The sequence below is a fragment of the Neisseria sp. HMSC075C10 genome (assembly GCF_001815615.1).
GTDB lineage: Bacteria > Pseudomonadota > Gammaproteobacteria > Burkholderiales > Neisseriaceae > Neisseria > Neisseria subflava_A.
Window position 1 is genome coordinate 1 of record NZ_KV821221.1, and the last position, 10,545, is coordinate 10,545.

Genomic DNA, 10,545 nt, shown 5'->3' on the forward strand with positions numbered 1-10,545 from the left:
GAAGGTTCGAATCCTTCCTCCCCAGCCAAATAAAAGCGTGTAAGTTTTCTTACACGCTTTTTTACGCTAAGAGCAAAATAACGCTGAAAAACTTTTTTTTACCCGTTTTTACGAGTATAATCGCATAATTAGTGTCTTAGACATGGGGCAGAGGGAAGCGTAATGTTTTCTGAGCGTAAATCAAATCTAGAATCAGGTGAAGATATGGCTGCTTATGACAGTTTAATGGTGTTTACCGGTAATGCAAATCCGGAATTGGCGCAACGTGTTGTCAAACATTTGGATATTTCACTCGGTGAAGCCACCGTTTCCAAATTCTCTGATGGCGAAGTAGCCATTGAATTGCTGGAAAATGTGCGTGGTCGCGATGTGTTTATTTTGCAACCTACCTGCGCCCCAACCAATGACAACCTGATGGAAATTTTGACTATGGCCGATGCACTCAAACGTGCTTCCGCAGGTCGTATTACTGCCGCAATTCCTTACTTTGGCTATGCTCGCCAGGATCGTCGTCCTCGCTCTGTTCGTGTACCGATTTCTGCTAAATTGGTAGCGAATATGTTGAACTCAGCAGGTATTGACCGCGTATTGACTGTTGACTTGCATGCCGACCAAATTCAAGGTTTCTTCGATATTCCGGTAGATAATATTTACGCCACCCCGATTTTATTGAACGATATTAAACAACAACGTATCGAAAATCTGACTGTTGTCAGCCCCGATATCGGTGGTGTTGTACGTGCACGTGCTGTTGCTAAATCTTTAAATGCTGATTTGGCTATTATCGACAAGCGTCGTCCTAAAGCCAATGTGGCTGAAGTGATGAACATTATTGGCGATATTCAAGGCCGTACGTGCTTGATTGTAGATGATATGATTGATACGGCAAACACCTTGTGTAAAGCAGCCGTTGCCCTGAAAGAGCGCGGTGCAGATCGTGTACTGGCATACGCCAGCCATGCAGTATTCTCCGGCGAAGCAGTGAATCGAATTGCTTCTTCCGAAATTGACCAAGTAGTTGTAACAGATACGATTCCGTTGTCTGAAGCAGCTAAAAAATGTGAACGCATCCGTCAAGTTACCATTGCCGGTTTGCTGGCTGAAACGGTACGCCGTATCAGCAATGAAGAATCCGTCTCATATCTTTTCAATGAAGATGTGATGACTGGCGGCATGTTGCTGCCATAACCCCATGTCGTCTTAAGCTGGTCGCGGCCGATGACGACGATTTTATCTAAATTGGAGTATTAAACATGACTTACGAAATTCAAGCCTCTGTTCGCGAAGCCCAAGGCACTGGTGCGAGCCGCCGCCTGCGTCGCGAAGGCCAAATCCCTGGCATTCTGTACGGTGAAGGTCAAGAGCCTGTTGCTATCGCTGTAGACCACAAAACTGTATTCTACGCATTGGAAAAAGAATCTTTCCATACTGCTTTGATTAAACTGTCTTTGAACGGTGAAACTAAAGACGTTATCGTGCGTGACTTCCAAATGCACCCATTCCGTCGCGAAGTTCAACACATCGACTTCCAAGCTGTAAAAGCTGACCAAGTTGTACGTATCCGCGTTCCTCTGCACATTGTTAACGCTGAAAACTCTCAAGCTGTTAAATTGCAAGGTGGTCGCGTATCTCTGTTGAACACTTCTGTTGAAGTAGTTGCTTTGCCTGCAAACATTCCTGCTTTCTTGGAGTTGGATTGTGCATCAGTAGTTGCCGGCGACATTCTGCACTTGTCAGACATCAAATTGCCAGAAGGTGTTGAAAGCGTTTCTCTGAAACGTAACGAAAACCTGGCTGTTGCTACTGTTACCGGTAAAAAACGCTAATAGGTAGTTAATATAAGAAAACCGTATCAGATTTATCTGATACGGTTTTTGTTTTGCATATAAAATCATTTGCTATAAAACTTAGGCAAATGTAACAGCAATGTACTTTATAAGATTGAAGCAATTTCTTTGCGAAGTTTATTAAGAAAGCGTCCATGCCGTACCCATTGTGCGGCTGATTCATAATCATGTTGTTCAAATGCTTGTTGCAAATCTTGATATAGGTTGCTTTGTACTTCTTGGATTTCTTGATCCAGTGCTCGGATGGCATCATGGTTTTGTTCCATTTGTGCATCCATCAATGTTTCCCGCCATTCCATCTGCTGCATGAGGAATTCTGGTGAAAACAAAGTGTGTTCAGGTGCATCAGCATCGATATTTTGGCTTTTCAAGAGATAAGCGGCCCGATCAATAGGGTTTTTTAATGTGCGGTAGGCATCATTGATTGTAGAAGACATCATAACGGCTTGTTTCTGCTCAAAAGCTGAAGCAGAAGCAAATTTATCAGGATGAAATCGGGCAGCTAAAGCCCGATAGCTTTGTTCGAGTGCTTCGGTATCAATATTGAAAGATGGCTCAAGCTGGAAGAGGTTGAAGTATTGAGACATGATATTAAAGGAAAAAATCTAAAGAAGAGGATTATTTTACGATATAATCTGGAAACTGTTTATACGAAAGGAAAACAATATGACCGGTAAGGTACAACACAATAAAGGCAAGATACGAGACAATGCCTTAAAAGCCTTAGTCAAATCTGATTTGTTCCGACACAAAGTAGAACGAAAAAGAAAAGGCAAGGGCAGCTATAATAGGCAAGAAGCCAAAAAATGGCGGGATGGTTTTGATACTTTCCCGCCATTTTTCATATTTTAAACGTGGAAGCTCTCACCACAGCCGCAAGAGTCTTTGACATTCGGATTTTCAAATTTGAAACCTTCCTGCAAACCTTCTTTGGTGTAATCGACTTGCGTGCCGTCCAGATAAACTAAGCTTTTCGGGTCGATATAAATGCGTGCGCCGTGTTCTTCGAAAATCAGGTCGTCCTCGTTCGCTTCATCGACAAATTCAAGGTTGTATGCCATGCCCGAGCAGCCGCTGGTTTTTACACCTAAGCGCACGCCCAATCCTTTGCCGCGTTTGGTCAGGTAGTTATTGATGTATTTGGCTGCGTTTTCTGTGATGGTAATCATGCTTTTTTCCTCATTTCGCAATCATTTTCTGTTTTGCCTGCTTTTTTATTCCAGGCGGCCTCTTGAACTATCAGGCCGTCTGAAAACGCTGTTTTGTCCACTCTATTGCGGCGGCAATGGCAGCTTTTGCCTGCGGACTGTTTTTCCAACAAGTCGAGCCGGTCAATTGTGCGCCCTGTTCCAAAATATCGTCTAAATCCGCAACCGCCAGTGTGGCAATATCATCCAATCCCATTTGCTGCAAACGCTGCAATATGGTTTTACCTATGCCTTTGACAGCAAGTAGGGATTGGATTTCTTCATCAGTAAAAGGCATATCGTCTTCTTTGATTTTGCAGGTACTGGCGCACTATATGGCAAGTTGGGCCTATCAAGCCGATTTAGGTATTAATAAGTATCTGGCAAACAAGATTATTTGTTTTCCTGACGTTTGCGATAGTCTGCAACGGCCGCTTTTACCGCATCTTCAGCCAAGATGGAGCAGTGGATTTTAACTGGAGGTAATTCCAACTCTTCGGCAATTTCGCTGTTTTTGATTGCCAGTGCATCGTCAAGGCTTTTGCCTTTAACCCACTCTGTGATCAGACTGGAAGAAGCGATTGCAGAACCGCAACCGTAAGTTTTGAATTTTGCATCTTCGATAATACCCTCATCGTTTACTTTGATTTGCAGACGCATTACGTCACCGCAGGCCGGTGCGCCGACCATGCCGGTACCGACAGATTCGTCGTTTTTGTCGAAAGTGCCGACGTTGCGAGGGTTTTCGTAGTGATCGATTACTTTATCGCTGTATGCCATGATGTGGTTTCCTTAATGTTTTTTTGATGGTTTAAGTGGTTTGTTTGCCGGTTTTCTGACGACCTGAAGTTTAGATTTTGCACGCACCGCCTTCGCAGCCGTCATCATTCTCTGAATCAACGCCGCCTTCTACGGTAACGTCGTCAAAATCTTCGAGCAGATTGTCGAGATTGTCGAGGTCGATTTCTTGTTCGTTCATGGGTTGTATCCTTGATTTTAATGTGGTGGCTTTTAGGTCGTCTGAAAAGGTCTTTGGGGATTTTCAGACGACCTTTTTTATTTATAGGTAGATTGGGTTATTAAACTCAACATTTCAGGCGCTTTAATAGACTCGTTGGGTTTCCAACCCAACCTACGCTTGCTTAAAATATCGTGGTTTGTTGATGTTTTAGTCGTCTGAAAAAGACGATTGTTCTAAATTTTCTAAAATTAGGCGTGCCAATAAGCTGCTATCGACATGGTATGCCTGAATACAGGCTTGAATCATTTGTTCGGCAGAGATATTTTGCCAATGTATCTGCAAACCGTTTTTTATTGCCAATTGCGTCATAAACAGGCGCAATGTTCTGCCGTTTCCTTCACGAAAAGGATGTAGGACGTTCAACTCGCCCAAATAATAGGCCACACGCTCGGCGAATTTATCTTTATCCAACCCCCGCAAATAGTTTTCGCTTTGCAGCTTCTCCAAAAGTGTACGGCTTTCGTTTTCGATAAAAGCAAAATTGGCAAATCGGGTATTACCTTTGGAAATATCAATTCGCCGGATTTCTCCTGCCTAATCATAAACATTGCCAAACAGTTCGCGATGAATGGTCTGTAAATGCGCCAAATCGAAATTGCCTGTAATGGGTTGCAAAAGCAGATTTTGGGCGGAAATAGCAGAAATGTCTCTTTCGACCTTTTCTAATTTAAGTGGATCTTGAATGGCTAATTTATTTCTAAATACACCATCATTCATATAGATTATGTCTTCACCACCGTATTTACTCATTTTTTTAGAACCTTTGTTTAATTTTTCTTATTTCTTTCTCAATATTTGTTTTACCAATCTTTAGAAGTTGCATTGCATATTGAGTTTGTCGACTAATTTCTAAATTCTCCATTTTCCATGAACCAGTGATATCATCAACATCTTTTGTCCAATGATCTTCAATAGTTAACCATTCCAAACTTCCTTTATCACGATCAATAATATCAAGATGATGTCCTCCTTGATAAACAAAAATATTTTTACTCTTAAATAAGGAAGAGAATTTATTGAATATAGATCGATTGTATTCAATAACAGATAAAGCAAATTCAATATCTTTTTTTAATACGTCTAAATCTTGTTCATAATCTAAGTCAAATTGTTCGAAATATTTTCCATAAATAATACGTTTATAACCATTTGGCAAATTAATAATTTTAACTTTCATGGTATTCTTTCTATGAAAATAGCATACAAGACTGTCTATAAAAAGTGTTTTACTGTATTCAAAAATCAGACTCACTTTCTCAGACAGCCTTTGTTTGACATCAATCTTAATGCGCTGCCCATTCAATCGAGTTCAAATCAATCCCGTCTTTGAACATTTCCCACAGCGGCGACAGTTCGCGCAGTTTGCCGATTTTGGATTTAATCAGTTCTGCTGCGAATTGGACTTCTTCTTCGGTGGTCATGCGGCCGAAGGTGATGCGCAAGGAAGAGTGTGCCAATTCGTCGTTGCGGCCGAGTGCGCGCAGGACGTAGCTTGGTTCGAGGCTGGCAGAAGTACAGGCGGAGCCGCTGGATACGGCGAGTTCTTTGACTGCCATAATCAGGCTTTCGCCTTCGACGAAGTTGAAGCTGACGTTCAGATTGTTTGGAGCGCGGTGTTCGAGGTCGCCGTTGATGTAGACTTCTTCGATGCCTTCGATACCTTTGAGGAAAATATCGCGCAGTTTCAGGTAGTGCGCAGTGTCTTGTGCCAATTCTTCTTTGGCAATGCGGAAGGCTTCGCCCATACCGACGATTTGATGGGTCGGCAATGTGCCGGAACGGAAGCCACGCTCGTGGCCGCCACCGTGCATTTGAGCTTCGAGGCGGACGCGTGGTTTACGGCGTACATACAGGGCGCCGATGCCTTTAGGGCCGTATACTTTGTGGCCGGACATGGACAACAAATCAACTTTGGCGGCTTCAACGTCGACAGGTACTTTGCCGCATGCTTGTGCTGCGTCAACGTGGAAAATGATTTTACGTTCGCGGCAGATTTCGCCGATGGCAGGAATGTCTTGAACCACGCCGATTTCGTTGTTTACCCACATTACGGAAACGAGGATGGTGTCTTCGCGGATAGCGGCTTTCAGTACGTCTAAGTCAACCAAACCGTTTTCTTGTACGTCCAGGTAAGTTACTTCATAACCTTGGCGTTCGAGTTCACGCATGGTGTCGAGCACGGCTTTGTGCTCGGTTTTCACGGTGATGAGGTGGTTGCCTTTGGATTTGTAGAAGTGCGCCGCGCCTTTAATGGCGAGGTTGTTGGACTCGGTCGCACCGCTGGTAAAAACGATTTCTTTGGAGTCGGCGTTAATCAGGGCTGCAATGTCTGCGCGTGCTTTTTCTACGGCTTCTTCTGCTTCCCAACCGAAGCTGTGGCTATTAGAAGCTGGGTTGCCGAAAATATCGGACAGGTAGGGAATCATTTTTTCGGCAACGCGGCGGTCAACGGGAGTGGTTGCGGCGTAGTCGAGGTATACGGGGGTTTTGACGGTCATGGTTTGCTCTTTCGTTTGGTCATCTGCCTGCGGTCTTTGCCGCAAGTCGGTTTAATGAATGTGTGTAAAGGTAACGACATGACTGCTGTCGCTGCAGTTTTTTTGTTCAATGATGCTTTGCAGCGTAACGCCGCTGAGGTAGTCATTGATGGTTTTGTTTAAGTTTTCCCAAAGGTCGTGGGTCAGACAGGGGGCGCCGTGGTGGCAGTTTGCTTTGCTGCCGCATTGTGTGGCATCCAGTCGGTCTTCGGCTGCGGAGATGATTTGTGCAATATTGATTTGCTCGGCGGGAGCGGCAAGGATGTAGCCTCCGCCTGGGCCGCGTAGGCTTTCAACCAATCCGGCACGGCGCAGCTTGCTGAATAATTGTTCGAGGTAGGAGAGTGATATGCTTTGTCGTTCGCTAATGGCACTGAGTTTGACAGCGCCTGTTTGCGCGTTCATCGCCAAATCTATCATGGCGGTTACTGCAAATCGCCCTTTGGTAGTCAGTCTCATGGTATGGTTGCCTGTGTGGGGCGTTTTTATTAGTGGGGGAATTGTCTAATATCTGAGTGTTTCAGTCAAGTATGTGGCAGCTCGGTTTGATTGTTTGTTTAAATGGTGGCATTGGCTGATTTTTAAATTGGAAAATATTTTCTTTATTTTTCTGTAATTTGGATTTAAGGCCGTCTGAAAAAAGGCTATCAACCCTACAAATATCAGGGTTAAAATGTTTTGATTTAATATTGATAGTGATATAGATTATCAAAATTATTCTTAAAATTTAGTTGTTTTGATGGAGCAGAGCAAAGGGTTGTTTGAAATATTCAGACGGCCTGAACCATCCGTCTTTACTTGAACAGAGGCAATCGACAATGAAATGTGATTTAAGCAAAATAACCTGTATCGAAGACTTGCGCCTTGTTGCCAAACGTAAAATGCCGCGTATGTTTTATGACTATATTGACTCAGGCTCTTGGACGGAAACTACTTATCGTGAAAATACTTCGGATTTTAAAGACATCCGTTTCCGCCAAAAGGTATTGGTTAATATGGAGGGACGCAGTCTCGAAACCAAAATGATTGGGCAGGATGTGAAAATGCCGGTAGCGATTGCGCCGACCGGTTTCACGGGTATGGCGCACGCCGACGGCGAAATCTTGGCGGCACGTGCGGCGGAAAAATTCGGCATTCCATTTACGCTTTCCACCATGTCCATCTGCTCGATTGAAGATGTGGCTGAAAACTCCAGCTCGCCGTTTTGGTTTCAGCTTTATGTGATGCGCGACCGCGAGTTTATGGAAAACCTGATTAAGCGTGCAAAAGATGCTAATTGTTCGGCTTTGGTATTGACTGCCGATTTGCAAGTTTTGGGTCAACGCCACAAAGACATTAAAAACGGTCTGTCTGCGCCACCGAAACCGACCATTGCCAATTTAATCAATTTGGCGACTAAGCCCGAATGGTGCATGAAAATGCTGAACACGGAACGTCGCACTTTCCGCAATATTGTCGGTCATGCGAAAAACGTGGGCGATTTGTCTTCGCTGTCTTCATGGACTTCCGAACAATTCGACCCGCGCCTGAGCTGGGACGATGTGGCGCGCATTAAGGATTTGTGGGGCGGCAAGCTGATTATCAAAGGCATTATGGAGCCTGAAGACGCGGAAAAGGCAGCGAAAAGCGGCGCGGACGCATTGGTCGTTTCCAATCATGGCGGCCGTCAGCTTGACGATACTGTGTCTGCCATTAAGGCTTTGCCTGATGTGGTCAGCGCGGTAGGTAGCGACATCGAGGTTTGGATGGACAGCGGTATCCGCAGCGGTCAGGATATTTTGAAGGCTTGGGCTTTGGGTGCGAAAGGTACGATGATTGGCCGGGCGTTCCTGTATGGTTTGGGGGCGTATGGTGAAGAAGGTGTAACCCGTGCGCTGGAAATCCTGTATAAAGAAATGGATATTTCCATGGCATTTACCGGTCATCGCAATATTCAAGATGTGGATTCCAGCATTTTGCGTTCTACGCGTTGGGCTCAAGATGAATTTTAATTTTTAAACATAAGAAAAGATGCTACTTTAGCCGTCTAGCCCTATTTCGAGTAATTTTTATATCATGTTAATTTATCTTGATATTTATTTTATGTAATTACTCAGGGCGCAAGCGTTTTAAGCTGTTTTTGATTGACATTCAGGCAAAAACAGCTTTGTTATTTTATACAAACATTATGCAGGTTTGTAGCGTTCAGGATTGTAAGGTTTTTGTGTTTTGTAAACGTAGTAGGCCACGACAAGCAGCTTACGCATAAGCGCACCTAATATCAGCATCTTTGGTTTATTCTTGGCTTTCAAACGTTTAACAAAATCGGGAAAGTAATTCCTGTTGAGCGCAACCATAGCAGGCATGAACAGGGCTGATTTTAGCCGTCTGTTTCCGTAGCGTGTCATGCTTGAACGACCTTTTACGCTAGTTCCTGATTCTTTTTGTTGCGGATTCAAGCCGGCAAAGGCGGTGAATTGATTAGCGGTTTTAAAGTCGCCACTAAGTAAATAGTTTGTGAGTATAGCAGCTGTTAGTTTGCCAATAGCCGGAATGGTTTGCAGACGATCTGAAACAGCTTTCAAGTCTTGATTGCTATTTGTGATTGCCTGTATTTCTGCTTCGACTTGCTGAATGTGTTGATCCAATTCTTGGATTTGAACTTGATGAATTTTTCTAACAAAATCGTCTTTAGCTACTTTCAGCCTGTTCTTTTGGGCGGTCTTTTGGGTTTTAAGCTGTTCATATAAAGCCAATAAACGTTTCAAGCGATAATGACCTATGCTTATTTTTTGCCGAGCGGGTAAGTCTTTGGGCATGGCCGTATGACAATATTCGGCAATCAACCTTGCATCTTGTTTGTCCGTTTTTGTGCGGTGAAAACGGCTTTTGCCGTATTCACTAATTTTGTAAGGGTTGATAACGGATACGATGTAAAACTGGCCGATATAGTCGGCAACGTCTTCAAAGTAATTGCCGGTTGCTTCCATGCATATATGCAATTCACAGTCAAAACCGTCAAGCCAGGCTTTGAAGCTTTCAAAGCCATTGATGCTGTTGTCAAACAGGGCTTGCTTACGTTGCCCATTGACAATAGCGGCAGCGTCAAAAGTGTTTTGCGATATATCCAAACCGACAGCGTTTCTCATAATTTTCCTTACTATGCAGATTCACACTTTTATGTGTTCTTTGATGCTACTCAATTTTCAGACAACAAAAAAACGCCCTCTTCATCTTTTCTACAGTCTGATGACTTAGGCCGTTTCAAGATGGGCGTTTTTCGGTTCGGGTAGCTAATCCGAACCTGTAAGCCGTCTGAATAAAAGGGCTTACAGCTTCGGATAGTTATCCTATTATTCAAGTAGCGGGAGTTCCCGCACCCCGTGCTACTTTTTACCATATTGATTCCGCCTTTAGGGCTACATCAACACAGTAAAAAGCAGCTTGATTAATTAGATCCGACAGTCCCTCCACGTTGCTGGAATTGTTCCCCTGCCTCTACATAGCCGTCATACATCAGGTTTTGAGGGCTTTTGCCACCCATCGTAAGCACTTGCCCTTTTTCAGGCTCATAGGCGGTCTGTGGTGCGGTCTGTTGCTGTTGTGCTGCCTGTTGTTCGTCCTTGTATGGGTTGAACGGCAATCCGTTTCTGGCGTAGTCTTTGCACATTGCCTTAGTGATTTCTTTCAACGGTGTACCTTGCGATGAATAGCAGGTACATCCGCTTTTGCCACCATCGACGCAGCCGACGGGGTACTCAAATGTTTTGACTTGGCGGACGCCGTTATAAATGGGTTTACTTTCGGGCTTTTCGGCGAGCGTTGGCACAAAGTCTTCGGGTTTGAGGTTTTGCCCTATATCAGCAGGAGCAGCGGTATTTTGGGGTTCAGACGTACCATCTACGTCAGAAGACGCGGCAGTTGTGGCCGTCGTTTGTTGTTCGTCCGCGCTAAATCGTTTGCTCATGTTGTTT

Annotated in this window: 14 protein-coding genes and 2 pseudogenes; 4 read left to right on the top strand and 12 right to left on the bottom strand. The window is 44.1% G+C overall.

Translation table 11 applies throughout. The annotated features are described in order from the left end of the window. Positions 1–204 precede the first annotated feature (204 nt). Both HMPREF3047_RS00015 and HMPREF3047_RS00020 read left to right on the top strand, forming a co-directional pair. The gene (locus tag HMPREF3047_RS00015) at positions 205–1,188 is read left to right on the top strand and encodes a ribose-phosphate pyrophosphokinase (protein WP_141745186.1); all 984 of its coding nucleotides are present in this window, start codon (positions 205–207) and stop codon (positions 1,186–1,188) included. A gap of 65 nt (positions 1,189–1,253) precedes the next feature. Further along, on the top strand, positions 1,254–1,826 hold the full coding sequence (locus HMPREF3047_RS00020; RefSeq protein ID WP_063075835.1) for a 50S ribosomal protein L25/general stress protein Ctc: 573 nt from the start codon (positions 1,254–1,256) through the stop codon (positions 1,824–1,826). Between the two features lie 107 nt (positions 1,827–1,933). On the opposite strand, the gene hscB is transcribed toward HMPREF3047_RS00020, so the two are convergent. Continuing rightward, positions 1,934–2,434, bottom strand: a complete 501-nt coding sequence (gene hscB / locus HMPREF3047_RS00025) for a Fe-S protein assembly co-chaperone HscB (protein WP_070711703.1) — start codon at positions 2,432–2,434, stop codon at positions 1,934–1,936. 79 nt (positions 2,435–2,513) lie between these two features. Here hscB and HMPREF3047_RS00030 point away from each other — a divergent pair. After that, positions 2,514–2,736: pseudogene (locus tag HMPREF3047_RS00030) on the top strand (alternative ribosome-rescue factor A). Here the strand turns inward: HMPREF3047_RS00030 and iscA are convergent. The 9 genes from iscA to iscR all read right to left on the bottom strand — a co-directional run bounded on the left by iscA (position 2,696) and on the right by iscR (position 7,051). Then, positions 2,696–3,016, bottom strand: a complete 321-nt coding sequence (gene iscA, locus HMPREF3047_RS00035; protein ID WP_003680782.1) for an iron-sulfur cluster assembly protein IscA — start codon at positions 3,014–3,016, stop codon at positions 2,696–2,698. The pseudogene HMPREF3047_RS00030 and the gene iscA sit on opposite strands and share 41 nt — an antisense overlap. A gap of 70 nt (positions 3,017–3,086) precedes the next feature. After that, a complete protein-coding gene (locus tag HMPREF3047_RS00040) occupies positions 3,087–3,332 on the bottom strand; it encodes a recombinase RecA (protein WP_070625608.1) in 246 nt (81 codons plus the stop codon). Positions 3,333–3,427: 95 nt separating this feature from the next. Continuing rightward, entirely contained in the window at positions 3,428–3,814 is a 387-nt protein-coding gene (gene iscU, locus HMPREF3047_RS00045) for a Fe-S cluster assembly scaffold IscU (RefSeq protein ID WP_003674559.1), read from the bottom strand. Positions 3,815–3,884: 70 nt separating this feature from the next. After that, positions 3,885–4,013: a hypothetical protein gene (locus HMPREF3047_RS11510; RefSeq protein WP_256388723.1), complete on the bottom strand. Its 129-nt coding sequence runs from the start codon at positions 4,011–4,013 to the stop codon at positions 3,885–3,887. A 189-nt stretch (positions 4,014–4,202) separates the two neighbouring features. Further along, the gene (locus tag HMPREF3047_RS00050; protein ID WP_210399745.1) at positions 4,203–4,580 is read right to left on the bottom strand and encodes a Fic/DOC family protein; all 378 of its coding nucleotides are present in this window, start codon (positions 4,578–4,580) and stop codon (positions 4,203–4,205) included. 9 nt (positions 4,581–4,589) lie between these two features. After that, positions 4,590–4,805 (bottom strand): hypothetical protein, encoded by a 216-nt coding sequence (locus tag HMPREF3047_RS11465; protein ID WP_210399744.1) that lies wholly within the window; start codon positions 4,803–4,805, stop codon positions 4,590–4,592. 4 nt (positions 4,806–4,809) lie between these two features. Further along, on the bottom strand, positions 4,810–5,232 hold the full coding sequence (locus HMPREF3047_RS11515) for a hypothetical protein (protein WP_225905478.1): 423 nt from the start codon (positions 5,230–5,232) through the stop codon (positions 4,810–4,812). Between the two features lie 106 nt (positions 5,233–5,338). Continuing rightward, the gene (locus HMPREF3047_RS00060) at positions 5,339–6,553 is read right to left on the bottom strand and encodes an IscS subfamily cysteine desulfurase (RefSeq protein WP_049329436.1); all 1,215 of its coding nucleotides are present in this window, start codon (positions 6,551–6,553) and stop codon (positions 5,339–5,341) included. A 51-nt stretch (positions 6,554–6,604) separates the two neighbouring features. Beyond that, positions 6,605–7,051, bottom strand: a complete 447-nt coding sequence (gene iscR / locus HMPREF3047_RS00065; RefSeq protein WP_003746476.1) for a Fe-S cluster assembly transcriptional regulator IscR — start codon at positions 7,049–7,051, stop codon at positions 6,605–6,607. Positions 7,052–7,410: 359 nt separating this feature from the next. Between iscR and HMPREF3047_RS00070 the strand changes: the two genes are divergently transcribed. Beyond that, on the top strand, positions 7,411–8,583 hold the full coding sequence (locus HMPREF3047_RS00070; RefSeq protein ID WP_070711708.1) for an alpha-hydroxy acid oxidase: 1,173 nt from the start codon (positions 7,411–7,413) through the stop codon (positions 8,581–8,583). Positions 8,584–8,757: 174 nt separating this feature from the next. On the opposite strand, the gene HMPREF3047_RS00075 is transcribed toward HMPREF3047_RS00070, so the two are convergent. After that, a complete protein-coding gene (locus tag HMPREF3047_RS00075; RefSeq protein WP_070711712.1) occupies positions 8,758–9,720 on the bottom strand; it encodes an IS110 family RNA-guided transposase in 963 nt (320 codons plus the stop codon). 299 nt (positions 9,721–10,019) lie between these two features. Beyond that, positions 10,020–10,545, bottom strand: a pseudogene (locus tag HMPREF3047_RS00080) (hypothetical protein); the annotation flags it as partial.